Source organism: Pseudarthrobacter sp. AL07 (genome assembly GCF_029960665.1).
In the GTDB taxonomy this organism is placed as follows: Bacteria; Actinomycetota; Actinomycetes; order Actinomycetales; family Micrococcaceae; genus Arthrobacter.
This window is the reverse complement of record NZ_JASBRB010000028.1, coordinates 11,887-36,018: the sequence shown is the minus strand read 5'-3', so window position 1 is coordinate 36,018 and position 24,132 is coordinate 11,887. Positions and strand designations below refer to the sequence as shown.

At 65.5% G+C, this 24,132-nt stretch carries 26 protein-coding genes; 8 read left to right on the top strand and 18 right to left on the bottom strand.

Going from position 1 to position 24,132, the window contains the following annotated elements:
* Window positions 1-50: 50 nt before the first annotated feature.
* The 6 genes from QK290_RS16145 to QK290_RS16120 form a co-directional block, all read right to left on the bottom strand.
* Window positions 51-1,286, bottom strand: a complete 1,236-nt coding sequence (locus tag QK290_RS16145; protein ID WP_282331646.1) for a hypothetical protein — start codon at window positions 1,284-1,286, stop codon at window positions 51-53.
* 4 nt (window positions 1,287-1,290) lie between these two features.
* On the bottom strand, window positions 1,291-1,710 hold the full coding sequence (locus QK290_RS16140) for a hypothetical protein (protein ID WP_282331645.1): 420 nt from the start codon (window positions 1,708-1,710) through the stop codon (window positions 1,291-1,293).
* Window positions 1,711-2,201: 491 nt separating this feature from the next.
* Window positions 2,202-2,813 carry a heme-binding protein gene (locus tag QK290_RS16135; RefSeq protein ID WP_282331644.1) on the bottom strand — a complete coding sequence of 204 codons (612 nt, stop codon included), beginning with the start codon at window positions 2,811-2,813 and terminating at the stop codon, window positions 2,202-2,204.
* A 54-nt stretch (window positions 2,814-2,867) separates the two neighbouring features.
* Window positions 2,868-4,232 (bottom strand): MFS transporter, encoded by a 1,365-nt coding sequence (locus tag QK290_RS16130; RefSeq protein ID WP_282331643.1) that lies wholly within the window; start codon window positions 4,230-4,232, stop codon window positions 2,868-2,870.
* Between the two features lie 476 nt (window positions 4,233-4,708).
* The gene (locus tag QK290_RS16125; RefSeq protein WP_282331642.1) at window positions 4,709-4,852 is read right to left on the bottom strand and encodes a hypothetical protein; all 144 of its coding nucleotides are present in this window, start codon (window positions 4,850-4,852) and stop codon (window positions 4,709-4,711) included.
* A gap of 1 nt (window position 4,853) precedes the next feature.
* The gene (locus QK290_RS16120) at window positions 4,854-6,248 is read right to left on the bottom strand and encodes an OFA family MFS transporter (protein WP_282331641.1); all 1,395 of its coding nucleotides are present in this window, start codon (window positions 6,246-6,248) and stop codon (window positions 4,854-4,856) included.
* A 371-nt stretch (window positions 6,249-6,619) separates the two neighbouring features.
* Between QK290_RS16120 and QK290_RS16115 the strand changes: the two genes are divergently transcribed.
* The gene (locus QK290_RS16115; RefSeq protein ID WP_282331640.1) at window positions 6,620-7,372 is read left to right on the top strand and encodes a metalloregulator ArsR/SmtB family transcription factor; all 753 of its coding nucleotides are present in this window, start codon (window positions 6,620-6,622) and stop codon (window positions 7,370-7,372) included.
* 788 nt (window positions 7,373-8,160) lie between these two features.
* Here the strand turns inward: QK290_RS16115 and QK290_RS16105 are convergent.
* Window positions 8,161-8,304, bottom strand: coding sequence for a hypothetical protein (locus QK290_RS16105; protein ID WP_282331639.1), 144 nt, complete (start codon window positions 8,302-8,304; stop codon window positions 8,161-8,163).
* Between the two features lie 123 nt (window positions 8,305-8,427).
* On the opposite strand from QK290_RS16105, the gene QK290_RS16100 reads away from it, so the two are divergent.
* On the top strand, window positions 8,428-8,862 hold the full coding sequence (locus QK290_RS16100; RefSeq protein WP_282331638.1) for a dihydrofolate reductase family protein: 435 nt from the start codon (window positions 8,428-8,430) through the stop codon (window positions 8,860-8,862).
* A gap of 43 nt (window positions 8,863-8,905) precedes the next feature.
* Here QK290_RS16100 and QK290_RS16095 read toward each other — a convergent pair whose 3' ends face one another.
* Genes QK290_RS16095 through QK290_RS16085 form a run of 3 tightly spaced genes read right to left on the bottom strand, consistent with a single transcriptional unit; the run spans window position 8,906 to window position 10,885 of the window.
* On the bottom strand, window positions 8,906-10,246 hold the full coding sequence (locus tag QK290_RS16095; RefSeq protein ID WP_282331637.1) for an alpha-amylase family glycosyl hydrolase: 1,341 nt from the start codon (window positions 10,244-10,246) through the stop codon (window positions 8,906-8,908).
* A 45-nt stretch (window positions 10,247-10,291) separates the two neighbouring features.
* Window positions 10,292-10,444 (bottom strand): LPXTG cell wall anchor domain-containing protein, encoded by a 153-nt coding sequence (locus QK290_RS16090; RefSeq protein ID WP_185262737.1) that lies wholly within the window; start codon window positions 10,442-10,444, stop codon window positions 10,292-10,294.
* A 51-nt stretch (window positions 10,445-10,495) separates the two neighbouring features.
* The gene (locus QK290_RS16085; protein ID WP_282331647.1) at window positions 10,496-10,885 is read right to left on the bottom strand and encodes a VOC family protein; all 390 of its coding nucleotides are present in this window, start codon (window positions 10,883-10,885) and stop codon (window positions 10,496-10,498) included.
* A gap of 176 nt (window positions 10,886-11,061) precedes the next feature.
* On the opposite strand from QK290_RS16085, the gene QK290_RS16080 reads away from it, so the two are divergent.
* The 5 genes from QK290_RS16080 to QK290_RS16060 all read left to right on the top strand — a co-directional run bounded on the left by QK290_RS16080 (window position 11,062) and on the right by QK290_RS16060 (window position 17,409).
* Window positions 11,062-11,763 carry a peptidoglycan-binding protein gene (locus tag QK290_RS16080; protein ID WP_282331636.1) on the top strand — a complete coding sequence of 234 codons (702 nt, stop codon included), beginning with the start codon at window positions 11,062-11,064 and terminating at the stop codon, window positions 11,761-11,763.
* A gap of 33 nt (window positions 11,764-11,796) precedes the next feature.
* Window positions 11,797-14,235 carry a hypothetical protein gene (locus QK290_RS16075; protein ID WP_282331635.1) on the top strand — a complete coding sequence of 813 codons (2,439 nt, stop codon included), beginning with the start codon at window positions 11,797-11,799 and terminating at the stop codon, window positions 14,233-14,235.
* 416 nt (window positions 14,236-14,651) lie between these two features.
* The gene (locus QK290_RS16070) at window positions 14,652-15,836 is read left to right on the top strand and encodes a serine/threonine-protein kinase (protein ID WP_282331634.1); all 1,185 of its coding nucleotides are present in this window, start codon (window positions 14,652-14,654) and stop codon (window positions 15,834-15,836) included.
* On the top strand, window positions 15,833-16,369 hold the full coding sequence (locus QK290_RS16065; protein WP_282331633.1) for a hypothetical protein: 537 nt from the start codon (window positions 15,833-15,835) through the stop codon (window positions 16,367-16,369). Before QK290_RS16070 ends, QK290_RS16065 begins: the two co-directional genes overlap by 4 nt.
* Before the next feature lie 245 nt (window positions 16,370-16,614).
* Window positions 16,615-17,409: an alpha/beta hydrolase gene (locus QK290_RS16060; protein WP_282331632.1), complete on the top strand. Its 795-nt coding sequence runs from the start codon at window positions 16,615-16,617 to the stop codon at window positions 17,407-17,409.
* 29 nt (window positions 17,410-17,438) lie between these two features.
* Here the strand turns inward: QK290_RS16060 and QK290_RS16055 are convergent, their stop codons facing one another.
* The 4 genes from QK290_RS16055 to QK290_RS16040 form a co-directional block, all read right to left on the bottom strand.
* Complete coding sequence (locus tag QK290_RS16055) at window positions 17,439-17,774, bottom strand: cupin domain-containing protein (RefSeq protein ID WP_282331631.1); 336 nt, start codon at window positions 17,772-17,774, stop codon at window positions 17,439-17,441.
* A 64-nt stretch (window positions 17,775-17,838) separates the two neighbouring features.
* A complete protein-coding gene (locus tag QK290_RS16050) occupies window positions 17,839-18,012 on the bottom strand; it encodes a hypothetical protein (protein WP_282331630.1) in 174 nt (57 codons plus the stop codon).
* A gap of 122 nt (window positions 18,013-18,134) precedes the next feature.
* Window positions 18,135-18,638 (bottom strand): DUF664 domain-containing protein, encoded by a 504-nt coding sequence (locus QK290_RS16045; protein ID WP_282331629.1) that lies wholly within the window; start codon window positions 18,636-18,638, stop codon window positions 18,135-18,137.
* 201 nt (window positions 18,639-18,839) lie between these two features.
* The gene (locus QK290_RS16040; RefSeq protein WP_282331628.1) at window positions 18,840-19,235 is read right to left on the bottom strand and encodes a VOC family protein; all 396 of its coding nucleotides are present in this window, start codon (window positions 19,233-19,235) and stop codon (window positions 18,840-18,842) included.
* Between the two features lie 348 nt (window positions 19,236-19,583).
* Here QK290_RS16040 and QK290_RS16035 point away from each other — a divergent pair, with 348 nt between their 5' ends.
* Window positions 19,584-20,741, top strand: coding sequence for a glutamate--cysteine ligase (locus QK290_RS16035; RefSeq protein WP_282331627.1), 1,158 nt, complete (start codon window positions 19,584-19,586; stop codon window positions 20,739-20,741).
* A 228-nt stretch (window positions 20,742-20,969) separates the two neighbouring features.
* On the opposite strand, the gene QK290_RS16030 is transcribed toward QK290_RS16035, so the two are convergent.
* From QK290_RS16030 to QK290_RS16015, 4 genes are all read right to left on the bottom strand, one after another.
* Window positions 20,970-21,194 carry a hypothetical protein gene (locus QK290_RS16030; RefSeq protein ID WP_282331626.1) on the bottom strand — a complete coding sequence of 75 codons (225 nt, stop codon included), beginning with the start codon at window positions 21,192-21,194 and terminating at the stop codon, window positions 20,970-20,972.
* A 156-nt stretch (window positions 21,195-21,350) separates the two neighbouring features.
* Window positions 21,351-22,190, bottom strand: coding sequence for a class II fructose-bisphosphate aldolase (locus tag QK290_RS16025; RefSeq protein WP_282331625.1), 840 nt, complete (start codon window positions 22,188-22,190; stop codon window positions 21,351-21,353).
* Window positions 22,187-23,173 (bottom strand): hexose kinase, encoded by a 987-nt coding sequence (locus tag QK290_RS16020; protein ID WP_282331624.1) that lies wholly within the window; start codon window positions 23,171-23,173, stop codon window positions 22,187-22,189. The genes QK290_RS16025 and QK290_RS16020 overlap by 4 nt, the downstream gene beginning before the upstream one ends.
* Complete coding sequence (locus QK290_RS16015) at window positions 23,170-24,132, bottom strand: ROK family protein (protein WP_282331622.1); 963 nt, start codon at window positions 24,130-24,132, stop codon at window positions 23,170-23,172. The genes QK290_RS16020 and QK290_RS16015 overlap by 4 nt, the downstream gene beginning before the upstream one ends.

Genomic DNA, 24,132 nt, shown 5'->3' with positions numbered 1-24,132 from the left:
CGGATACTGCCCCTACTGCCAACCACGAGCCCCAACCTAACTAAGTACTACTAGGCACGCATCCCGGTCTGCTGGGCTTGGTCCCTGCGCGGTGTCCTGCCTACGGGTTTCATCTCGGCGGCGAACCGCAGGGCATCCTCAAAGCTGGCCCCGTCCAGCCGCTTCACCAGGCGCTTCGCCTGCCGGACTACCCGGCCCCTGTGGCCTGACGCATCCGCGGCCAGGGCATCCAGGACGGTGTTCAGGCGTTCCAGAGACTGCCCGCCGATACGTTCCGCCCCCTCCCCCAGCCAGGTGCCGGCGTCGTGCACCAGCCCGTTCAGCGCTTCCTGTACGTCCGGGCGCTGCTCCGCGACCATGGCCAGGGCCGGGCTCGCCGCGGCGAATTCCGCCCACCACGCACCCAGGCCCGGCGACTCACGGAACGCACCGTCCCGGAAGCCCCGCATCGCGTCAAAGCTTTTGGCACGGGACTCCTCCTGCCGGGCCTGGCTGCCGGCGTTGAGCGAGAACAAACTCTCGAGGTGGCAGTCCAGCTGCGGGAAGCCCCGGAACACCCCGCTGATCTCCCAGTCCCCGTCCCCGGATTCGTCCCCCGACCACCGCCGGTTGATCGCGATCACCGGAGCGGCCACCAGCTCATCGGTAGTGGTGGTGAACGCTTCGGTGCCGATCCCGTCGTCGTTGTTCCCGAACGTCCCGTACCAGATCAGCTCCCAACCGGACATGGCGTTCTTGACCGCAGCCTTGACCGACGTGGCGGCCGAGGCTTTCACCACCTCGATCTGATCCTTGATCTCCTGCGGTGTAGGTGCCGCCAGGGCATGTTGGAAACTCGCGGCCACCTTGACCACTGCCAACTGGACAGCATCCACAAACGCCGAGTACCCCGTGTTTGCCAGGGAGTCCGGCCAGCCGTCCTCCTCCATCAGGGACACCACCACGCCGGCGATGGCGGGGATATCATCCGCGCCGAGCAAGGCACGCAGCCCGGCATCGTTGACAGGGATGGGTTTCAGCTTGGTGGACCAGAGCCCGACGGCGTCTGGCACCGCCACATCGTCCCCGGCGTCCACGTCCGTGTTGCCCAGGTTCCCGTGGCTTCCGTTGCTGGACACGATGGTGGGTGAGCCGATCAGCCCGGACCCGGCCTCGACGGCGAAGTTGTCCCCATCCACCTTGAAGAACACGGTCCAGATATAGGGCTCCGCATTTCCCCACCCATCGCCCTCGTCATGGCAATGTACATTCTGCAGCACCGTTTCCAAATTAAGTGTGGCGCGCATGGAATTACTTCGAACCCTCGTCATCATGCGTGGAATGCTCTTTTTCATCCGGTATCGGCCGGTGCACCGGCCTGCGGATTTGGCGGCGGGCCCTGGATTGAATCCGCGGCGCTTCCGCCGTAACGGTCAGCCCCGAAACGGCCGACGCGGCGCAGCGCCCCGACGAACTCAATTTGCTGGTAAAACACATTCTTCCCGGGCCATACTGGGTACTGCCCCAGATATTGAAGGAAAATGCCCACCAACTGTAAAGAATTCCGTTTTCGCACCCTTTCAGATGGCTGGCCAGCCCGTAGCCGGTTTCCTCGACCCAACTGAAGTCGTAGCACCACTTCGTCACCTTGCGCGTGCACGTATCGAACCACTCCCAGGGCCACGGCCCGGGACACCAATAACGTTCCGTTACCACTACTTGCTGCGGCATGACCGCCTCCTGACACTCCGCCGGCCGCACTTGCGGGCAGGCCGGCATCCCGGCATGGCGCCGGGGAAACACGATACCTAGGTCCGGTTCCGCTTCCGGAACCGCGGCAGGCGCAAAAGCCTGTTAAGGAAAGCTGCTCGCTGTTCACAGCCGCTGCACGGCGGGATTCCGGCAAGGTTTGTCAGGTCTTTTACCGCATCGCCCAGCCCGATCCCCTCCCCATTACTTACCCAAAAAGGAATTATTCGCCGGTCCTGCCAGTGGCGTGATCGCGCAGGCCATTCCCGAAATTGATTTTGGGTCATAGCAAATCCCTTTTGAATGTCACCAGCAGGGCCTCTTACCTTTCCGGCTGCCACTGCCTACAATTCAATATCATCCTCGCCGCTGTGCCGCGCGTCAATGGTTTCTTGGTAATACTAAAGTCGTTGGATACAATGCCGGCGTGGCGAAGCTTAGTCCATCTGTTCAGCCTGAACTTTGCTGCGCACCTAGGCGGAGGCGATGCCGGTCGTTTCATGAGCGTTGGACTCCTGCACATCCTGGATAACCTCGTTGTGCCTCAGGAACCACGGCTTGAACGGGGGATCAAAGCGCGCAAACCGTGGCGCCCCCACAGCCGTCAGCCCGGCCAGGGTCAGCGCGGCCTGCAGCCCCGTGTTTCGGCGCGCAAAGGCCGCGCCGGTGCCGCTGCCCGGGAAGCGAACAACTGCGGCAAGAGAACCCGGAACGGTGCGGATCCGAACGTCGGGGTTCGTCGGAGCCGGAGCTGTCTCAGCTGTCAATCCGGCAGGGAGCACAAAGGCGATCACAAAATCGGCCTGCGCATCGCTGCCGGGCATCGGACCGGTCTGCAGCACCGGTGCGGTCATCGCCAGTTTCTGTGACGGCCCGCTCTCCTGGATGACCGGAGCCGTCATTGCCAGCTTCTGTTCGGCCGTGTTGCTGCCGCTGATGTAATTGAACAAGTGCCGGAAGGCAGCATTGCCGGCGCGGTCAAAGGTGGCGTGGACGTGCACCTCGGCGACAACGTGCGCGGGATACCGGCGCAACTCGAAGTGCGGGTAGCTGGTGACCAGCTCGTGGGGTTGCTGTTCTGTCATGGTCCTCCAGACCCTACGCCCGTCCGGCACGGGCGGCCAGACACCGTGCCACACCTACACCCCGGGTTTCCGCTTCCACGCCGCTGCCAACGCCAGCACCACGGCGCCCAGCCCCAGCATCACCAGGACCATCAGTCCCCAGTTCGCCTGGTTCACGCCTGGCCCGTACAGCACACCGATCAGCACCGTCGCGGTGATGGCGCCCAGATAGCGGCAGGTCTGGAAAATACCGGCCGCCACTCCTCTCTCCTGCGGCCGGGCGGACACGTACAGGCCCTGGTTCGATGCCGTGCTCACCACCCCGTACGGCACCCCCATCAACGCGGTCAACACAAACACCAGGGGCGGCCACAGGGACAACGTCAACGCCCCCAGCCCGCCGGAGGCAACCAGCAGGATCAGCACACCGCCGATCAGCACCGCACGCACACCGAACCGCTCAATCAGCCGTACCGTCACCGGGGTGACCAGCACGGACATCGCCGCCAGGGGAAACATCAGCAACCCGACCAGTCCGGCGTCGTAATGCCCCGCCTCCTGCAGCAGCTGCGGCAGGCCGAAGAACGCAAAGTAGTAGACGCCACTGAAGACGACGAACACCAGATACACCAGCAGCAGCGGCCGGTTCCGGCCCAGCAGCCGCAAGTCCAGGAAGGGCGGGCGGAAGCGCAGCTCGCGCCACGCGAACAGCGCGGCAATGACAGTCGCGGCACCCAGGAGCCACCACCGGTATCCCGGCATCACGTTCAGCAACGCCATCATCGCGAGCAGCAGCGAGGCCACGAAGGCCAGGATGCCGGGGATGTCGGAGTCACGGATCAGGGTTGCGAGCTTCCCGCTCTCGCGCCCGGCATCGGCCGGCGCCGCCCGGTGCACCACAACCAGCGCCAGCAGCGCGAGCGGCACGTTGACGGCGAACAGTGCCTGCCAGCCCAGCAGGCTCACCAACAAACCGCCGACGACGGGTCCCACCGCGGCCGCGGACGTGTTCGCCATCTGGATCCGGCCCAGCGGGCGGGTGGACGGGAGCTCCGCAAGCCGGCTCAGTTCGGTGACCATCACGACGGCGGACGGGTACGCCGTCGCCGTCCCCACCGCCATGAGCGCGCGGGCCACGCAGACCAGCGCGAAGTTGGGCGCGAACGGCGCCAGTGCGCACGTCACGGCCACCAGGGCCATCCCGAAGGTGAACAGGCGGCGCGGCCCGAAGCGGTCCGCGAGCCGGCCCATCAGCGGCTGTCCGGCCGCGGATGCGAGGTAGAAGGAGGTGATCACCCAGGTGACGGTGGCGACGTCGAGCGCGAAATCCTCCCGCAGGACCACCAGCGCGACGGCGATCATGGAGGAGTTCAACGGGTTCAGGGCGGTGCCGAGGCTGAGCGCGGCGATCGCGAGGCCAGGACGGGGTTTGTTCGTCACGCTCCTAAGTCTGGCGCATGGTTGCCTTGGGTCACGGACCTACTCAGGGGCGTGTGACAAGTTTCCTACCGCCCCCTGGCCTGTGACCCAGTGGACGGCAGGCCGGATGTTACTCAGGGCCCGTTCGAACGTTTGCTGGGCCCGCGCAAAACACCCGAATGGCCGTCTCCGCCCCGGGTCACTAGCTTGCCTGTTGCGTCAGCAACTTCCAGGAGAACGCCGCCGCCGTCCTCTGCGGGAAATTAAACCAGCCGTGTCAGGCCCGGACCGAACCTTTCCTCATCCGCAGGGCCACCAGCAGGTGGACAGCACCGCATGCCGCGAGCACCGGACTCTGCAGGACGACCCCCAGGCCAATCACGGCAGACTCCTCCAATCCGATCCACGCCAGCGGCGGACCCGTCGGAGACAACCAGCACCCACCCGGCACCCTGCGTCCTTCATCTCCGCGGCAAACTTCTGGCGTGTGCCGAACGCTAGCCGAACAGCGCCGCCACCCGGGTCAGGGTCTGGTAGATCCCGTAGGCCAGCGGGACTCCCACCAGCGCCCAGGCCAGGGCTAACATTCCGGTGGACGCTTTCACAGGCGCCTGTGTGCCGGGGGTGTGTGCAGTGCTCATTTCAGGCCTCCATGGCAGGTTCTTGGGACCGCCCGCGGTCGGGGCGGGGTTCGTGGAACTTCGCGTCCACCGGCTTCACCAACAGGTTCGCTACGAAGCCAATCACCAGCAGCGCCACCATGGTCAGCAGCGCGGGCTGGTAGGACACTGCCGTGAGCTGGCCGGGCTTGCCCTGGGCATCCAGGAAAGCGTTGACGATCAACGGCCCGGCAATGCCGGCAGCGGACCAGGCGGTCAGGAGTCGGCCATGGATGGCACCCACTTGGAAGGTCCCGAAGAGGTCACGCAGGTAGGCGGGGACGGTGGCGAAGCCGCCGCCGTAGAAGGAGATGATCACGAAGGCCAGCACCACGTACAGCGCCGTGGTGGTGGAACCGGCGAGGGCCAGGACGGTATACAGCACCGCGCCGACGCCCAGGTAGACCATGTAGATCCGCTTGCGTCCGGTGATGTCCGAGGTGGAGGACCAGGCAAAACGGCCGGCCATGTTGCCGATCGACAGCAGTCCCACGAAGCCTGCGGCGACTGCGGCACTGACCAGAGAGACGCCGTCGGACTGGCGGAAGAAGTCCTGGATCATCGGGGCGGCCTGTTCCAGGATGCCGATGCCGGCGGTGACGTTGCAGAACAGCACGATCCAGACCAGCCAGAACTGCTTGGTCTTGATGGCGTTCTTGGCGGAGACGTTGTCCGTGGTAACGAGCACGGACTTCCTGACCTTCGAGGCGTCGAAGCCGGCCGGCTTCCAGCCGTCGGCGGGCACCTTGATGGTGAAGGCACCGAACATCATGTAGGCCAGGTAGATGACCGCGAGAGTCAGGAAGAGCTTGCCGACAGAGTCGCCGCTGGCCACCCAACCCTTGGCATCGGAGTTCGGGTCGTACATCTTCAGCAACGCCGTTGACACCGGGCTGGCGATCAGCGCGCCGCCACCGAAGCCCATGATGGCCATGCCGGTGGCCAGGCCCGGACGGTCCGGGAACCACTTAATCAGCGTGGACACCGGCGAGATGTAGCCGATGCCCAGGCCGATGCCGCCGATGAATCCGTAGCCGAGGTAGACCAGCCACAACTGGCCGCTGAAGATGCCGAGCGAACCGATCAGGAAGCCGCTGGCCCAGAACACGGCCGAAGTGAACATCGCCTTGCGCGGGCCGTTCGTGTCCACCCAGGTGCCCATGATCGCGGCCGAGAGGCCCAGCATCACAATGGCAATGGAGAAGATCACGCCGATTTCGGTCAGGCTGGCATCGAAGTGCTTGACCAGTGCCGTCTTGTACACGCTGGTCGCGTAGGCCTGGCCGATGCAGAGGTGGACCGCCAGTGCCGCGGGCGGTACCAGCCAGCGGTTGAATCCCGGCGGGGCAATAGTTCGTTCACGGTCCAGCCAGCTCATATTCTGCTCCCGTTGCTTGTCGAAGACGTCGGTGTCCAGCGATCTGGAGGCCCAGGACCCTCAGGACGAACCTTCACCTTGGGTAATCATGGTGCACATCATAAGCAAACGTATTATCAATGCGCCGAGCGGCAAGGTATCCGCGACGAACGGCGCCGTGCGCTGCTCCGACCTACCGACAAGGCGACCCTAAGCCCCCTGCTTCCGCCCGGCCGGCGCGCCCACCAGTATGGCTAAAACGGGCAGCGGCGCGCCTGCAGCACCGCTGTCACCCCAGGCACCTTCGGCGCAAGGTTCAACCCTTTGGTCACTCCGTTCCCGAGGATCCCGCCTCGTTGACATGTGACCAATTAGTCACCTATTATTGAACAGTGGACGCCGTATTTAAAGCCCTGGCCGACCCCACCCGCCGGGACCTGCTCGATGAGCTCTTCCGGGATGACGGGCAGACCCTGCACGCACTCGAGGCCCGTTTCGAGATGACCCGCTACGGGGTCATGAAGCACCTCAAACTGCTGGAGGAAGCGGGCCTGGTGGTCACCCGCCGTCGGGGCCGGGAGAAACTCCATTTCCTCAATCCGGTGCCCATCCGCCTGGTCCACGACCGCTGGGTCAGCAAATATGCACAACCATGGGCCGCTGCCCTCAGCGACCTCAAAACCAGATTGGAAAATCCCGTGGAAAAGATCTTCGAAATCTACATCAAGACCACCCCGGAACTGCTCTGGGAAGCCATCACGGACAGCGGAATCCGTGGCAAGTACCAGTTCGGGAACACCGTCACGTCTGACTGGACTCCCGGGGGGCGCTTCGAGATGGGCAACCCGAAGGCCGGTGGTCTCCTGGGCGAAGGCGAAAACATCGAAGTCGACCCGCCGCGCAAGCTCGTCCAGACCATGACCGCACTCTGGGGCGAGGACGTCAAGGCCGAGGGCACCTCCCGCATCACCTGGGAGATCGAACCCGTAGGCGACTCCTGCCACCTCACCGTCACCCACGACCAACTCCGCGAAGACGCCAACGACCAGCTCTACGGCGGCTGGCCCATGATCCTTTCCGGCCTCAAAACCTGGCTCGAAACCGGCGAAAAACTCACCACCCCGGGCTCCCTCATGTACACCTAAGACGGCTCCGGCCAGCGCCACCTGGTCCCGTTACAGCTGCCTGCCGCCGCCGGGGCATAGCCACTCTCATGCTCATGCGCATCGTGGACGAAGCCCTACGCCGAGACTAAGAGCGCATCTGCCTTGAGACGGGAACCGATGAGTATTTCGCTCCGGCACGGCGCCTCTATGTCCGCAACGGATTCATTGAGTGCCCGCCGTTTGCGGACTACACCCTGCACCAAAACAGCGTCTTCATGGAACGTCGCTTCTGATTCTCCCTGCTTGGCCCCGTCTAATGAATGGGGACCGTCTGTGATTACAGTGCACCTTCGATATGAAACGCCCGCCCCGCCGTCCGGCTAACTTAGGGCCTGCCGGGAGCGGGCAACCCTCAGGCGGCGAAAATAATAAGTGCGCTTACGGATTGGGATCTAGACTTAATTATGGACACTATTCCGGCGGTTTTTCTCGTCATTGGGGCAGCGTTCGCCTGGCTGGGCGTGACGCTAGTCGTCATTCTCCGCTCTCGGCGCCGGCGGAATGCATCGAGGCCGGTACATCCAACGCAACCGATGGACCAGGCTCACGCCCGGACCGGCATTCGCACACGCCGACTCCGCCGGATCGCGGACCAGAACACTGGAACTCCGGCGACACGACGCGGCCTGAGAGTCAGGAAGGTCCGCCAATAAAGGCTTCCCCCGATAACCGCCACTTGTACTGGCCGTGTCCGCTCCGCCCTCGTGGCGACCGTCGGCGGCCGCCCAAGCGCCGCCGTCGTCGTGCTACGGCAGTTCTCCGCCACTTCAGGACACGCGGCGGAATTCCCCCGGCCGGAGTTGGACATGGATGGGCAGCACCAGCTGGATATGGGAGTCGCCGATAGGCTTGTCGAGCAGCTCGTTAATGGAAGTCTGCCCCTCCAACTCGCTGTGCTGGTTTTTGCCCATATACCGAGCCTATGTGCGCCACGGCGGGAGTTGATCCTAGGACACGGCGGAGCTACGGCCTCTTGCCGGCAGCAGTGCCACTAAGTGGGGAATCAGATTCGCTGCAAGGGGCATGATGGGCGAATGAGCCGAGTCACATGCGATCTGACCCTCTCCCTTGACGGCTTCCTTGCGGGACCGAACCAAAGCACTGCGGAGCCCTTGGGCGAGGAGCCGCCGTATCACGCACCGGTTTTCGTCCTTACTCATCACCCACGCGAGCCCCTGGAGATGCAGAGCGGCACCACGTTCAACTTCGTTACCGACGGGATCGAGTCGGCGCTGGCCCAGGCTCGGGAGGCCGCCGGCAGCAAGGACGTGGCCATTGCCGGCGGAGCGAAGACCGCCCGGCAATACCTCTCGGCGGGGCTGATGGACGAACTGCGGCTCCACATCTCGCCCATCCTCCTGGGCGCGGGCGAACGGCCGCTCGACGGCGTCACGAACCTCTCGCTTGAGCCGACGGAAGTAAGCGGCACCGGCCTCGTGACGCACGTGCGGTATCGAGTGGTCCGCTGAAAGGCGGCCGCAACCTCAGATAGAGCGGCCACTCGCAACCGTCTTAGCCCAGGACGGCCCATCCCCGCGGCGGCACGAGGACGGCGTCCGCACCGACATCGACGGTCGCCTGTCCGGCGACGACGGAGGTGGCTCCCGCGGCGCTGATTCGCTGGGTGTCGTGCGAGAGGTTCAGTGCGACCACAAGCGCATCTGCGTCAACGGCGATGCGGTATGCAAGCACCTCGTTGGAGAGCTGGAGGACGTCCGTGGTGGCACGGTGCAGCCATGGGTTCCGTCTGCGCACCCCGATGAGCTCCTGGTGCACGGCGAAGATAGGTCCTCCCAGGGCCGAGAGGTGGCCGGGGGAGGACGGGAAGAGCGGCCTCACGTCGTCGTCGCCCCCTGCCCTGTCCTCCTTGACGCCCCGGTAGCCTTGCTCGTCGCCGTAGTAGATGGACGGGGTTCCGCCAACCGTGAGCAGGACAACGACGGCGTGCGGCACGAGTGCTGCGTCGGTGAGCTTGCTCGCGATCCGGGTGACGTCGTGGTTGCCGATGAAGGTGAGCGGTGCGTAGGAGCCCAGGAGTGCGTTGTGTCGTTCGAATGCGGCTGCGAGTTCGAAGAAGTTCGCGTCGTTGAGCGAACTCCAGACGGCCTTCCAGAGCTCGTATTGCGTGGCGGAATCGAGTCCGCCGGACCGGACCTCGGCTGCATAGTCGCCGTGGATGTACTCGCCCACGAAGTACGCGTCCGGATGTGATGACCGGACGCGCGCGGTGACCGGGGCCCAGAACGAGGACGGGACGGCATAGGCGGCGTCGAGTCGCCAGCCGTCCGCACCCCGGCGCAGCCAGTGCTCCATGACCTCGACTACGAAATCGGCGACAGCTGGCTCGTCATGGTTGAGCGCCACGAGGTGGTGGTGGCCTTCGAAGTCGCGGTACGCGGGTTCGACGCCGGGAACAGCACCCTCGGGCCACTCCAGCAAGAACCACGAGGCCGTGTCCGCCTCCGGCCCGCGTACGAGGACATTTTGGAACGGCGCAAAGGAGCGCCCGGTGTGGTTGAAGACGCCGTCGAGCAGTATGCGCAGTCCGCGATGGTGTGCCTCTGCCACCAGGGTGTCGAAGTCCTGCTCGGATCCGAGCCGGGGATCGATCCGGAAGTAATCCGTGGCGTCGTACCCGTGCGTCTCCGACGCGAAGATGGGGCCGAGGGCCAGCCCCGACGCCCCGAGTTCCACCGCGTAGTCCAGCCACGGGACAAGGTCCAGCAACCGGTGGTCAGCGGCGGGTTCCGGCGTCGCGGTCTTCTCCGCGCCGACGAAGCCGAGGGGATAGACCTGCCACCAGATGGCGTGCTGGACCCAGTCAGGTTCGTTCATGGCGCTGATGCCCTTCACGGATGACCCACCCCTTTCGGGGTAGGTCCGCGTAATCCCCTTTCGTCAGGCGTTGGCTTTCCGCTTGACCCAGCCCCACACGCCCGTCGCGACGAACAGGATGAGGCCGATGATTGCCAGCCAAATGAGGCCTTTCACGGCAAAGCCCACGATCGACAGAACAAGCCAGATGACCAGAAGCCCAATTATTAGTCCCATAGCGGCATCCTACGCCCCCGCCGGTACCGGCCGTCTAAGCCACGGCCCCGATCAGAGGCGTGCGTACCGTACGTCCGATGGTGTTGCGCCCTGGATGACCCAGCGGTTGCCGTCCGGGTCAGCAAAGTACGCAAACTGCACTCCGCCCATGTCCTGTATTTCGCTGACCTCGGCACCCCGGCGGACGAGCTCGGCCCGGAGCCCGCCAATGTCGGGCACCACAAGCTGCAGGCCCTCGAGGCTGCCCGGCGTCATGCTCGTCATTCCTGTACCAATGACTATCGAGGCGGCCGAACCCGGCGGCGTCAGCTGCACGACTCGCATTCCCGGGATGTGCTCCACATCGTGGTCTAGGACAAAGCCCAGCTTCTCCATATAGAACGACTTCGACCTGTCGACATCGGCCACAGGTACCTGGACAACTTCAAGGCGCATCTCCATGCGCCTCACAGTACCGCCGCCGGATGTACTGTGCGCAACGAACACTCAACAGTCTTTGCTTCGCCCAGGGATGCCGAAATATGATCATCATGCTTACTATTGACTGGCATTAGGCACATCGGTGTAGTAACTGCTCACTGGGGGCAGCGGCGACCGTGCCGGAGATGGAGTTTCGCATGAGCATTGAACAGGGATTAAACCCGGTAAGCGACGAAGAACTGATGGCACAAGGCGGCACGGCGCTCCCCGACAAGGAAGTGGCCTCCGTCCTGGACCTGAACGCCGATTTGGACCTGGGCATCAACGCCGCGGCGCCCATCGATCTCGCTGTCGCGGCCAATGCCAACGTTGCAGCCCCGATCGATGCGGCTGCCTCCGCCAACATCCTCTCCTTCGGATCCGAGGCCCAGGCCCTTGCTGACCAGGGGGTCATCATCGATCAGGGCATCACCGCGGATGCGACAGCCGACTCCACCCAGGACAGCACCATTGACCAGGGCGCCGACCCGGCCGCCAATGGGGACGGAACCGCGGACAGCAGCACCCCCGCAGGCGGCACCACCGACGGCAGCCTCCTGCCCGGAGATCCCGCTTCAGATGTCGGCGCCCTGCCGGTGGAGCCTTCCGCGGCCCTGGACGGAGACCTCCTGAACGTCAATGTGGACCTTGCCGCCCAAGCGGACATCGCTGCCCCGATCAACGGTGCCGTTGCTGCCAACGCCAACGTTGCCGCACCGATCGACGCGGCCGTTGCGGCGAACATCGGCTCCATCGACAGCGACGCTTTCGCTGTGGCCCAGCAGGACGCCATCATCAGCCAGCACATCGACGGCGAAGCCACCGCCTCCGCCGACCAGCAGTCCGATCTCCGGCAGTAGTCCGGACGCCACCATCCACGCGAGCATACCTAGATGAGTACAGTGCACGGCGGGCCGCCCAGGATGGACGGCCCGCCGGCTTCTCCTGCCCCCGCTACGGCTATAGGCGTCGGCCCGCCGACCTCCCGTCTGCCCGACGTTCCCGCGCGGGCCGATGGCGTTGAACTGCTCGGCGAACCGAAGGGTTCGGGTTATCGTGAGCCGCCCTCGTTGGTCCGCAGGGCAGATGGCCAGGCCATCCAGCTGACACGCCTGCTGTACCTGGTGCTGGAGGCAACGGACGGCCAGCGGACCACAGAGCAGATCGCCGCCCACGCCAGCGCCCGCTTCGGAAAGTTGATCAGCGCGGACAACGTCCGCGCCCTGACCACCTCCCAGCTCCTGCCGCTGGGGCTGCTCCGGCTGGCCGACGGTACGCAGCCAGAGGTGAAGAAAGCCGACCCTCTGCTGGGCATGCGCTTCCGCTACACCGTGACGGATCCGGAGCGTACCCGCAAGCTCACGGCTCCGTTCGCGGTGCTCTTCAACCCACTCATCGTCGCGGCCGTGTGCGCAGCCTTCATCGCCGCGTGCTGGTGGGTGCTCATGGTCAAGGGCCTCGCCTCAGCAACCCACGACGCGTTCGCCAACCCGGCCCTTGTGCTGCTGGTCCTGGCCGTGACGGTCCTGTCCGCGGGTTTCCACGAGTTCGGCCACGCTGCCGCCGCACGCCGTGGCGGCGCAACACCGGGAGCCATGGGAGCCGGCCTTTACCTGATCTGGCCCGCTTTTTTCACCGATGTCACCGACTCCTACCGATTGGGCCGGGGCGGCAGGCTCCGCACCGACCTGGGCGGGCTGTACTTCAACGCGATCGTGGCCGTGGCCATCATGGGTGTCTGGTGGGCCACCGGCTTTGACGCCCTGTTGCTGGTGGTAGTCACCCAAATTCTCCAGATGATCCGGCAACTGCTTCCGTTGGTGCGGTTTGACGGTTACCACATCCTGGCCGACGCCACCGGAGTTCCGGACCTCTTCCAGCGCATCAAACCGACCCTGCTGGGACTGCTGCCGTGGCGCCGGACGGACCCCGCCGCCCAGGCGCTCAAGCCACGGGCACGGGCAGTGGTCACGGTCTGGGTGCTGGTCACGGTGCCACTGCTGGTACTTAGCCTGGTCATGATGGTCCTCTCGCTGCCGCGGCTCCTGGGCACGGCATGGGCCAGCGTCCTGAAACAGCAGTCGGAATTGTCCGAAAGCCTGGCGGCCGGGGACATCGCCGGAGCCGCGGTGCGCACCCTGGCGATCGCCGCCGTCGTACTTCCCATCCTGGGCGTTGGCTACATCCTGCTCCGGCTGGTCCGGCAGCTGACCACCGGACTCTGGCAGAAAACCCGCGGCAAGTCGCTGCAGCGGGCTGTAGCGATGGCCGCCATCGCAGCGGTGACCGCCGGGCTGGCGTGGGCCTGGTGGCCCGGAGCAGACACCTACCGGCCGGTGCAGCCGTACGAACGCGGCACTCTGGCCGACGTCACCACAGCCGTATTTCCGACGGCGGCGTACTCCGCCCTGCGGGAAGGCGGGACCGGGAAGACGGTGGCCCTGTGGCCCGCAGGAGCAGCGAAGCCGACGCGGGAAAACCCCCAGCTCAGCACGGTCCTGATGCCCCGCACCGCTCCTGCCGGGGCCGGGACAGCGGCCGGCACCACGGCCGGTTCCGCCCCGGCGCCGTCGTGGGTATTCCCGTTCAACCAGCCCGCCGCCCCGGAGCAGGACGGCAACCAGGCCCTGGCGGTGAACACCACGGACGGCTCCGTGGTCTACGACGTCGCCTTCGCGCTGGTGTGGGCCGAAGACGGCGAACCCGTGGACACCACCAACGAGGCCTACGCGTTCGCCAGCTGCGCCGACTGCGCCGCGGTGGCTGTGGGCTTCCAGGTGGTGCTCATCGTGGGTCAGGCGGATGTGATCGTGCCGGAGAATCTGTCCGCAGCCGCCAACTACAACTGCCTTCGCTGCCTGACATACGCACTGGCCAGTCAGCTCGTTCTCACCCTCGACGGGCCGCTGAGTGACGGTGGCACGGCCAGGCTCAACGCCCTGTGGGCCGACATTTCCGAGTTCGGGCGGAACCTCCAGAACGTCCCCCTGTCCGAAATCCAGGGACGCCTTAACGCGTTCAAGGAACAGATCAAGGAGATCATCCAAAGCGACCCCAGCGCGACAAATGGAACCGGCACCTCCACGCCGCCGTCCACACCAGCCACCCCGTCACCCGGCTCAACGGCCGGACCAAGCGCCGCGCCCACTTCGGGCGCCACCGCCCCGGCATCCTTGCCGTCCGGAACGACGACGGCGGCGCCCCCTCCCCCGGTGCCTGCCACCGGCGGGGCGGTTCCCGAGAGCAGTCCGCCGCAAGAAGCTCCCACCACGGAGCCGACCCAACCAGCACCGGTCGCCCCCGCACCAGTTCCGACCACAACCGCGGGGTGAGACAGGCTGGACCGGGAGGACAGGCGCACCTCACGCCGCGGGCACAACCCGGCTCCTCGACCGGGAGGGCAGACCAGGCTCGGCTGGCTCGACAGGATGTAATCCACGGCCGCCGGGCCGGTCATGCCCAGCCCCGGCCTGAAGTAGCGGCCTGCGTGGAGCCGGCGCTGATGGTGTCCGCTCTGTGCCATCGCAGCCCAGAACACACGCTGCGCTCCGGGAACCCTTCGCCTGCCGGAATCGTTCCTGACAGCGCCTCACCCGGCCGGGAGACATCGCTTCGGACACAATTCGCAGGCACGGACACTAGCGGATTGGTCGTCTACGGGCTGCCGTGATTCGAAGAAGCTCCCGAACATAGTAAGTTGCCTTATGATTTTAGGTAATAGTGCCGCAGTGCACCGGGAGGAACGGATATGGTGGCGGAATCGCGCAGCGCCAGCAGGACTGAAGTGCTGGGCGGACGTTATCGGCTGGGCGAGGTGATCGGCCGCGGCGGCATGTCGTCCGTCTACTGCGCTCGGGACGAGAACCTGGGCCGGGACGTGGCGTTGAAGCTATTCGCACCCCAGGCACCGGACGCAGATGAGTTGAAACGCCAGCAAGCTGAGATCACGCTGCTGGCAACGCTGAACCATCCCAGCCTCGTGACATTGTTCGATGTCGGCGTTGACGCACGCATCCCGGATGAACCCCGCCCTTTCCTGACGATGGAACTGGTGGAGGGACAGGATCTGCGCAGCCGGATCAGGCACAGCGGGATCCCACTGGACGAGCTCGCCGTCATAGGCGCCGGCATCGCTGACGCACTCGCCTATGTCCACGGCCTTGGCATCCTCCACCGCGATATCAAGCCGGGCAACATCCTCTTGGTTCAGACCCGGCCCGGGGAACCCCTGCGGGCCAAAGTGGCCGACTTCGGCATAGCACGAATCGCCGACGCAACCCGCCTGACCGCAACTGGAGCAATGGTGGGCACCGCAGCGTACCTCAGCCCCGAACAGGCCGTGGGCTCCCCCCTCACCCCTGCCACAGACATCTACTCACTGGGGCTGGTCCTGCTCGAATGCATCAAACAGACGATGGAATATCCCGGCAGCGCTGTGGAATCCGCCGTGGCCAGGCTGCACCGCGCGCCCAGCATTCCCACGGATCTCCCCTCCGAGTGGACCGACCTGATCCGCGCCATGACTGCAATCGAGCCGCTGGAACGCCCAGCAGCAGCGGACGTCGAGACGGTGCTGCGGAAGGCCCTTGTCTCGCCGACGTCCACTCCCGGCGAACTAGTACCGGAAACCACGCGTGTGCTGCCGGCCATGCCGTTCAGGACGCCGTCCGTCACAGCCCAGACAGGGCCTGCGCCGGGTGCCGTTCAGCGCCGCGACCCACGGGGAACGCCCCGGCCGAAGTCGGTCCGTGCCGGACAGAAGGCGCGGCTCTGGGCAGTGGCCATCCCCGTTGTACTCGCGCTGGCGGGCGGGGCCGCGGTACTGACAGCGGGCCAGGCGCCAGAAGCCACATCCGGCGTCGTGACTTACCCTGCCGTAAGCGGCACGCTGGGCGACCACCTCCTGGAACTTCAGAAGAGTGTGGAACCATGACCCGCCCCCATTCCAGGGGCAAGCGCGCCGGTGCCCGGAGAGCCGGCCTTGCCGTCACCGTGATGCTGGCGGCGGCGCTCGCCGGCTGCGGCCCGGCCGATAACGGCCTGCAGCGCGGCACCGCCCAAAAGCTCCAGGAACTCGTGCTCAGCGTGAGCCAGGCAGCGGCAGCAACCGATCACGCGGCCGCGCTCAAGACGCTGGACAGCCTGGAAACGGACGTGGCGTCCGCAGCCGGCAGCGGTCGGGTTTCCGAAGAACGGCGCCGGAGCATCATGACCAGCATCACCGCTGTAAGGGCCGACCTCAAAGCCGCCGCAGAAGCCACCGCGGCAGAAGCGGCTACGGCAGCGAAAGCAGCTGACGAAGCAGCAGCGGCCGCCGCGGCAGAAGCGGCGAAGACCAAGGCGGACGCGGAAGCCGCCGCGCAGGCCGCCCAGGAATACACGGCGCCCGTCGTGCCGGCACCTGTACCAGCCACTGCACCCGAACCGGCAAAAGGCGAGGGCAAAGGCAAAAATAAGAACGGCTGAGTATTTGCCGTCCGTCACGGTTCTTTGCGTGCGGTAGAACACCGCGGAAACATGAGGGGTAGGGGGAAACGTGGCCGCAAACGAGCGAGGGCAGCGTGATGATGTTGCAGCGGGAAGCCGAGTTTATCTCCCTTCATGCTGCCCAGCACGAACGGGTCCTGCACTACGTCTCCGCCGAGTCGGCGACCTGGACGTAACTCGGGTGCTCGCGGCCGGCCGCGCGGCCCGTGGCGTAGCCTGATTCCATGGACTCCGAAGTCCGGTATCCCAGGCTCCGCACGGGCATCACGGTACCGTGTCTGATCCACGGCGACGCCGATGCGACGCCGGTGCTGCTGCTGCACGCATGGGGCGAGTCAAGCGGCAGCTTTGACCTCCTGATACCGCTGCTGACCAGGTTCAGGGTCTACGCCCCGGACCTGCGCGGGCAAGGCGAGGCGGACAAACCGGAGGGTGGCTACTCCCTGGCGGAACAGGCCGAGGACGCGGCAGCGGTCCTGGACGCCCTCGACGTGCCGAGCGCCGCCGTCGTCGGCTCCTCCAGCGGCGGTTATGTCGCCCAGCAGCTGGCCGTCGCCCATCCCCGAAAGGTTGCGGCACTGGTGCTGGTGGGCGCACCCTTGAGCCTCCACGGGCGGGCCGCCTTCGCCGACGAAGTGGACCGCCTGACGGACCCCCTCGACGAGGCCTGGGTCCGGGATTCCCTGGCCTGGTTTCCCCTGCTGCACGAGGTTCCGCAGTGGTTCCTCGAGGACCGCGTGCGCGACGGTCTCAGGATGCCGGCCCACGTGTGGAAAGGCATCCTGAACGGGCTATGTGCAGCTACCCCGCCCACGGAATCGGGAACTATCCAGGCGCCCACGCTGATCCTGTGGGGCGCCGGGGACGGCTTACTGCCACGCGCCGATCAGGAAACCCTGGCCGCCCGGATCCCCGGTTCCGTCCTGAAGGTCTACCCCGAGGTGGCGCACCTGGTGCTGTGGGAGTGTCCGGAGCAGGTGGCAGAAGATACGACGGCGTTCCTCACCTCGCTCGGGTGAGCCAAGCACCAGCCTCCCGCGAGTGTTCTCTAGCGGTCCGTCTTCACCACCGTGAACAGCACCGCCGAGTCCTCTTCCGCTTCAAGACTGTGCAGCCCGTCCGGCACGATCAGCAGATCCCCGGCCTTGCCCTGCCACGAATCCCCGCCCGCCCTGAGCCAGACCGATCCTTTCACCACGTAGACCGTGGCCTCGCCGGGGTTCTGGTGCTCGCTGAGCTGCGTGCCGGCACGGAAGGCCATGACGGTCTGGCGCAGTTTCTTCTCATGCCCGCCGTACGCTGTGTCGGCTGCCCGCCCGCTGGGAGCCGCGACGGCGGCGCTGATCTGCTGGCGGGCCAAAGCCTCAATCGATATCTTTTGCATGACGCAACCGTACCGACGATTGCCGGCCTTGCCGAGTGCCGTTTATCCTTCGTTCCGGCGGTGCTCAGAGGCGCGTGACCGCAGCACCCAGAAGTCCGAACAGCGATCCGGCCGCCAGGGCAATGAGGGCGCGACGCCGCGTGGGATCCAGCCAGCGGACTGAAAAAACAGCCAGCCCGAGAATCAGCCCGTTCACCACGCTCATGGCGACCGCCAACCATTCGGTCCCGGCAGACACCCCGAAGCCTCCGCCACTGCAGCTCCGGACGTTCCGGGTGACCCCGTGAAGGCCAGGGTGTGCATGTACACCACGGCTTCAGCGTCCTCGGGGGTGGCTTGATGCTGGGAAGCGCCCTCTCCCTACTCGGCGTTCAACCCTTTGGCGTACGCGGCCTGCCCCACGTGCTGGAGGCAATCGGCAATACTGCTAACAAGCCGCACGCCGAGGGTAACGGGCGGATCCCACCGTTTGTCAACGATGCGGTCCAAGTCCTCATCGGTAAGTGTCTCCAGGAAACCCCTGGTCTGCCGGTGCACGGCGTCGTAGTACTCACGGAGAAGTTCCGGCCGGGCTTGCACCGCGTCGACCTGATGGGTCGAGTGTCCGTAGCCGGTGTCCCGGTCTGTCAGCGGCAGGCCAAAACGGCCGGCAAAGTCTTGCGCCGTCCAAACCTGGTCCAGGCCGGCGGCGGAGGCCACCTGCGCGTCCTCCACGCGGGCGAGATGCCAGACCAACCACGCAATCGAGTTGCCGGTTCCCACCGGCCGCCGGACCAGCGACCCGTCGTCGAGCCCTTCAAGCGTGGCCTCCACCGTCTCCCTGATCCGGCGGAACGCGTCCAGCAGCAGTTCGTTGGATTTCATCAGGTCCTCCTCGACGTACCGTTTTGACTGAGCCCCATGCTTACACGCTGACCCCACCGCCGGATAGCGCGGAATAATAGAACCGTTACCCATCTTTGCTGGGGCGGCGAACCGCGTCGATTCCTTAGCGTGGCGCACGAGGGGCCGCACTTGCCTTCGCGGCAGGTGCGGCCCCTCGCGCGCCAATCAGCCCTGCGCCAATCAGCTCGCCGCTGGCGACGTGCGCTGGGAGATGTTGAGAATGTTCCCTTCGCTGTCGAGGAACCAGGCGGACTTCCCCCAGTCATTGTCGGCAACGCCGTTCTCCGTCTTCAGGCCGGGGAAATCGTAGTCTTCAAAGACGACGCCGCGGCCCCGCAGTTCCTCCATTTCACCTTGGAGGTTGTCCGTTTCCCAGCCCATCTGGGTGTTCTTGGCCGTCCCGGCATTCTCTGTCTGGTAGATCAGGAAACCGGTTCCGTTGCCGCCGCTGTAATACATGCTGCCGTCCTCCATGGAAGAGGACGGTTCCAAGCCCAGCTTGTCCCGATAGAAATCCTTCGCCCTGTTGATGTCCTTGGCAGCGAGGACGGCCATGATGGTTGAATCCTTGAGCATGATGATTACCTTTGTGCCTTGCTTTCGCGGTGGTGGCGGCGCTCTCCCCCGGAGGCGGCTCCGGAACATCGTTGTCCGGTGCCGCGTGGCCGCCCCTTGCGCCAGTGCCGGAGCGGCCACCTGGGACTCTCCTGCGCCGCGCCAGCCATCATCGGCACGAGGGTCCCCGAAGCCTATGTGGCCATTATGGAACCGAAAGGGCACCCGCGGATATAGGGGATTTCAACAGCTTCAGGCGGCGCGCCCGGATGCCGCCACGGTGCCTTCACCGTTCCTTCACAGATGCCCCCACAGGGGCCTGGAACAGGCGTGGATCTGGGGTTGCTTTTGGTGCCGCACACTTAGCTAGTGCGTACTTTTGGTGTAGAAGAAGAATTTTTGATCGTTGATCCCTCCAACGGCAGTCCCCTGCCCCTGGCCGCAGACCTGCTGCGTCTCCAGGACCCGGGCGAACCTGCGGACCTTTCCACGCACCCGATGCTCGCCGTCGAGCTTCACCAGGAACAGATCGAGGTGATCACCCACCCGCACAGCACCCTGAGCGGGCTCTCCGCCGAGATCCTGTCAGGCCGCGCTCTCGCGGACTCGCTTGCACGGAAAGCGGGCGCCCGGATCGCCGCCCTCGCCACGTCCCCGCTGGCGGTGACACCCCATTCCACCAGCAACGCCCGCTATGATGCGCTGCTGGAAAAGTTTGCTGTTACGGCACGTGAGCAGCTGACCTGCGGCTGCCACATCCATGTCTCCGTTGACTCTGACGAGGAAGGCGTTGCCATCCTTGACCGCATCAGGACCTGGCTGCCGCCACTGATGGCGTTGACCTCCAACTCGCCATTCTGGGACGGCGCTGACAGCGGCTATGCCAGCTACCGCACCCAGGCCTGGAACCGGTGGTCCTCTGCCGGCCCAACTGAAATCTTCGGCTCGGCGCAGGCCTACCACCAGCGCGTGGCGGACCTGGCCGGCACGGGAGTAATCAACAACCCTGATTTTGACGCCCGCCTCTCCGCCCGCCACCCTACCGTAGAGATCCGGGTATCCGATGTCTGCCTCGACCCCCGCGACACCGTCCTGATCGCCGCCCTGGTCCGGGGTCTGGTGGAGACCGCGGCCCGGGAATGGAAATCTGGCCAGGGGCCGGACATGGTTTCGGCCATCATCCTGCGCCAGGGTTCCTGGCTGGCCAGCCGATGGGGAATCCAGGGAGACCTGCTGAACCCGCTGACCCACAAGCCGGAGTCCGCACGCAAGGTCATCGCCGCGCTCCATAACCATGTCCGCGACGCCCTGGTGGAGGCAGGCGACGAAGCCTACGTCGAGGCATCCCTGTACCGGATCTTCAGCAACGGAACCGGCGCCAAACTGCAGCGGCAGGCCTACGCCCGTCACGGCAGGCTGGCTGATGTGGTGAGCGACGCCGTCGTCATTACGCACCAGGAGCCGGCCTTCTACGAGCCGAGCACCCCGGATGACCTATCACTTTTGGTCCCCAACCCCGTGGTTTAGCGACCAAACCTGATAGGGCAAACCCGGGAGCCCCTGGCCTCGCGCCACGGCACGGGTGGGCCGGGCGGGGCCGGCCCACCACCTGGAAGGCCAGCAGCTTGCCAGGTTCGGCGACAGTGACCTCGTAGTCGCCGGCGATGGGACGTCCGCCAGGAACGCGTAGACCTCCTCCGGCGAGCGGCTGATGGTGGTTCGTTTTCTGCGTGTGCCATGGCTTTCCCTCGGCGATCAGTTGCCCATGACCTGGCGGCCGGTGAACGCCACCGCCAAGACAAACACCTTCCTCGGAAACCGCTCTTCCACGGGCGCCGGCCGGTCGGCTACGGCTGCGTTGATCCAGGTCACCATCACACTGACACCACCGCCTTCATCACGATCCGTCACGAGTTCAATATCGGCAGCCGCTGCTCCCATGCGCAACAGCTCTTCGCGGTATGAAGCCACGAGCCCCAAGAGACATTCCTCCGTCGCGCCGGGACGGACCCGGGTCGAAATTTCAACTCGTGCAGGCTGATATCGCGTCGTGCCTTGCCTCCTTATGGGTTTCCCGCCGTGGTCCTGCCGGTTGGGCCATTTCGAACCGTTCACTGGGGTGCCTCTCGCGCCACGCTAAATGGCCTTCGCGAACAGCGTCAGCAACCGTGAGACTTCGGGCACCAGGGCATCCCGGCCCGCCTTGAGGTATTTCCGCGAATCCACCACGGAAGGGTTCGCATCCAGATATTCCCGGATTGCGCGGGTGAAGAACCCGCTCAGGTGGGTGGATACATTAATCTTTGTCATACCGGCGCCAATGGCAGCCACAATCGTCTCATCGGAGACCCCTGATGAACCATGCAACACGAGTGGCACGTCCAGCCCGGACCTCAACCGGGAAATAAGTCCGAAGTCCAGGGCAGCGCTCCGCTCCGTCATGGCATGGGACGAACCCACGGCGACAGCCAGCGCGTCCACCCCCGTGGCCAACACGAAGGCAGCCGCCTCAGCGGGATCTGTCCTGACCCCCGGGGCATGGGCCCCGTTTTTTCCGCCTACTTTGCCAAGTTCAGCCTCGATGTAGACGCCCCTGCTGTGGGCGTATTCCGCCACCCGCCTCGTGGCCGCTACATTCAGCTCATAGTCCAGATGGGCACCGTCGTACATCACCGAACCGAACCCCAAGTCAACCGCCTCACGAGCCAGCTCTTCAGATTCTGCGTGGTCCAGATGCAGGGAAACCGGGACAGAAGCCTGCCTCGCAATTTCCAGCGAAGCGAGCGCCAGGGGCTCCAGCCCGCCGTGGAATTTGGCGCAGTTCTCGGAGATCTGCAGGATCACCGGGAGTCCGGCCGCCTCGGCACCCACCACCAGTCCCTCCGCGGTTTCCAAGTGGACGATGTTGAAGGCACCTTGCCCCACACCGCGTTCTGCGGCGCTTTCCATCAGTTCGCGGGTATTGACCAGGGTCATGGCAGCTCCTTGTAAGAGACGATCAGCTGATCAGCAAGTTCCGAATACCGGGGTGATATTTCTCCGGCGCCAGGCATCAGCACCGCGGCAGCGGACCAGGCCGTGGCGGCCCGCAGGATCTGTTCGGTGTCTGTGACGCCATTGGCAAGCTCGACGGCGGCAGCTGAGACTGCGGCGTCGCCGGCGCCCGTGGGGTTGCCGTTGAGAGGTTCCGGCAGTCGGGCGTGCCAGTAGCGGTCCGGTTCAGCAGCATCAAATGCCATCATGCCGTCGGCACCGGTACTGACCAGCACCCTCCGCGCACCGAGCCCTATGAGCTCGAGGGCCGCGCCGGACAGGTCCTGCTGCCCCATGGCCTCAATGAGTTCGTGGTGGTTGGGCTTCAGCAGGTCCGCGCCAGCTCTCGCCGCAGCGATGATCCCGGGACCGGACGTGTCAATGATTGCCGGGACGCCGGCGTCATGGGCCAGCTTGACAAGGGCCGAATAGAAATCCTGGGGCGCGCCCGCCGGCAGGCTGCCGGAACCTACCAGAACCCCGGCCAGGTGCCCGTCGTCGCCGTTGAGGCTTTCGACGACGGCGGCAGCCAGCGCCTGCCACTCTGCGGGTTCCAGAGGAAGTCCGGACTCATTGAAGATGGACGTATGGCCGCTGACGTCATCCACGAGCGCGATGCTGCGGCGCGTCTCCGCCCGAACGGGGATGAGACGGTGGGGTACTCCACTGGCTGCAAGCTCAGCGGCGAAGGCGGCACCGGCTGATCCGCCCGCGGGCGCGATGGCGAGGACCGTACTGCCCAGCTGGTGGGCCACCCTGGCGACGTTCAACCCTTTGCCGCCGGCCCGGCTCAATGGAGTGTCCACCCGGTGGCTGGCTCCGGGGATGATGCTGTCGACGTGGTAGGTGAGATCCACGGCCGGGTTCGGTGTCACGGTGATGATGCGCCTGCCGTTCCCGGCCGATTCTCCGGCTGGGGTGCTCACGCGGGAACGTCCGCATTTGGCCGCAGTGGCCGGCCCAGCAGGGTACGGGCGTTCAGTGCAGCACCGATCAGGCCGGCGTTCTGCCCCAGCTGTGCGGGCATGATCCTGGGCCTTCGGTGGAACGTCAGGAGTTCATCCACGCGCCGGCGCAAGGGTGCCAACAGTTCGTCTCCGGCTTCCGAGAGCCCGCCACCGAGCACTACGGCCTCGGTGCCGATGATATTGACGCACTGGGCAATGCTGAAGGCCAAAGCGTCGATGGCGTCGGCCCACACCTGTTGTGCGGTGACGTCGCCGGACCGGGTGAGCTCCAGGACGCCCCTGGCGCCGTCCACCGCGGTGCCGGTCATGCCCGCATAGCGTTGGGCGATGGCGCCAGCAGAACCCACGGACTCCAGAATTGCGGTGCCTTTTCCGGACGGGTCCGGCACCAGGGCATGCCCCAGTTCACCGGCGTAGCCGCCGGCCGCCACCGGCTGCCCTCCGGAGAACACTGCCCCGGCGATCCCGGTTCCGAGGATCATCACCACCACATCGCTGAATCCGCGGGCGGCACCGAATAGGAGTTCGGCACTTCCGGCCGAGGCGACGTCGTGCCCGAAGGCCACCGGCAGGCCAAGGCGCCGCTCGGCCTCCGCGGTAAAGGGAAAATCCCGCCAGGGGAGGTTCGCGGAGTAGATGCCGATTCCGGCAGCGGAATCCACCAGTCCAGGCACCGTCAGACCCGCGGCTTGTAGCGGAATGTCCGGAAATTCCTGCGACAATTCCGCGGCAATCCCGCCCAGAGTGTCCAGCACGGCTACCGCTGTGCGGCTGCCGCCCACCGGCGTAGCGACGCGCCGGAGGCCGCGGATAGCGCCCGAGGCGTCAACGATTCCGGCTTTCATGTCCGTACCGCCCACGTCGAAGGCCAATACGGCGGCTGATGCCGGGCCGAAGGGGGTCATTCCATCTGACAT

What these genes read in the sequence shown, in the direction of transcription:
- QK290_RS16060 (WP_282331632.1), top strand. Translation starts at nt 16,615, where the DNA reads ATGGACTCCGAAGTCCGGTATCCCAGGCTCCGCACGGGCATCACGGTA.
- QK290_RS16040 (WP_282331628.1), bottom strand. Translation starts at nt 19,235, where the DNA reads ATGCTCAAGGATTCAACCATCATGGCCGTCCTCGCTGCCAAGGACATC.
- QK290_RS16025 (WP_282331625.1), bottom strand. Translation starts at nt 22,190, where the DNA reads ATGACCCTGGTCAATACCCGCGAACTGATGGAAAGCGCCGCAGAACGC.
- QK290_RS16125 (WP_282331642.1), bottom strand. Translation starts at nt 4,852, where the DNA reads ATGAGCACTGCACACACCCCCGGCACACAGGCGCCTGTGAAAGCGTCC.
- QK290_RS16140 (WP_282331645.1), bottom strand. Translation starts at nt 1,710, where the DNA reads ATGCCGCAGCAAGTAGTGGTAACGGAACGTTATTGGTGTCCCGGGCCG.
- QK290_RS16085 (WP_282331647.1), bottom strand. Translation starts at nt 10,885, where the DNA reads ATGGAGATGCGCCTTGAAGTTGTCCAGGTACCTGTGGCCGATGTCGAC.
- QK290_RS16015 (WP_282331622.1), bottom strand. Translation starts at nt 24,132, where the DNA reads ATGTCAGATGGAATGACCCCCTTCGGCCCGGCATCAGCCGCCGTATTG.
- QK290_RS16105 (WP_282331639.1), bottom strand. Translation starts at nt 8,304, where the DNA reads ATGGGCAAAAACCAGCACAGCGAGTTGGAGGGGCAGACTTCCATTAAC.
- QK290_RS16120 (WP_282331641.1), bottom strand. Translation starts at nt 6,248, where the DNA reads ATGAGCTGGCTGGACCGTGAACGAACTATTGCCCCGCCGGGATTCAAC.
- QK290_RS16075 (WP_282331635.1), top strand. Translation starts at nt 11,797, where the DNA reads ATGAGTACAGTGCACGGCGGGCCGCCCAGGATGGACGGCCCGCCGGCT.
- QK290_RS16145 (WP_282331646.1), bottom strand. Translation starts at nt 1,286, where the DNA reads ATGCGCGCCACACTTAATTTGGAAACGGTGCTGCAGAATGTACATTGC.
- QK290_RS16055 (WP_282331631.1), bottom strand. Translation starts at nt 17,774, where the DNA reads ATGCAAAAGATATCGATTGAGGCTTTGGCCCGCCAGCAGATCAGCGCC.
- QK290_RS16100 (WP_282331638.1), top strand. Translation starts at nt 8,428, where the DNA reads ATGAGCCGAGTCACATGCGATCTGACCCTCTCCCTTGACGGCTTCCTT.
- QK290_RS16045 (WP_282331629.1), bottom strand. Translation starts at nt 18,638, where the DNA reads ATGAAATCCAACGAACTGCTGCTGGACGCGTTCCGCCGGATCAGGGAG.
- QK290_RS16080 (WP_282331636.1), top strand. Translation starts at nt 11,062, where the DNA reads ATGAGCATTGAACAGGGATTAAACCCGGTAAGCGACGAAGAACTGATG.
- QK290_RS16090 (WP_185262737.1), bottom strand. Translation starts at nt 10,444, where the DNA reads ATGGGACTAATAATTGGGCTTCTGGTCATCTGGCTTGTTCTGTCGATC.
- QK290_RS16070 (WP_282331634.1), top strand. Translation starts at nt 14,652, where the DNA reads ATGGTGGCGGAATCGCGCAGCGCCAGCAGGACTGAAGTGCTGGGCGGA.
- QK290_RS16065 (WP_282331633.1), top strand. Translation starts at nt 15,833, where the DNA reads ATGACCCGCCCCCATTCCAGGGGCAAGCGCGCCGGTGCCCGGAGAGCC.
- QK290_RS16135 (WP_282331644.1), bottom strand. Translation starts at nt 2,813, where the DNA reads ATGACAGAACAGCAACCCCACGAGCTGGTCACCAGCTACCCGCACTTC.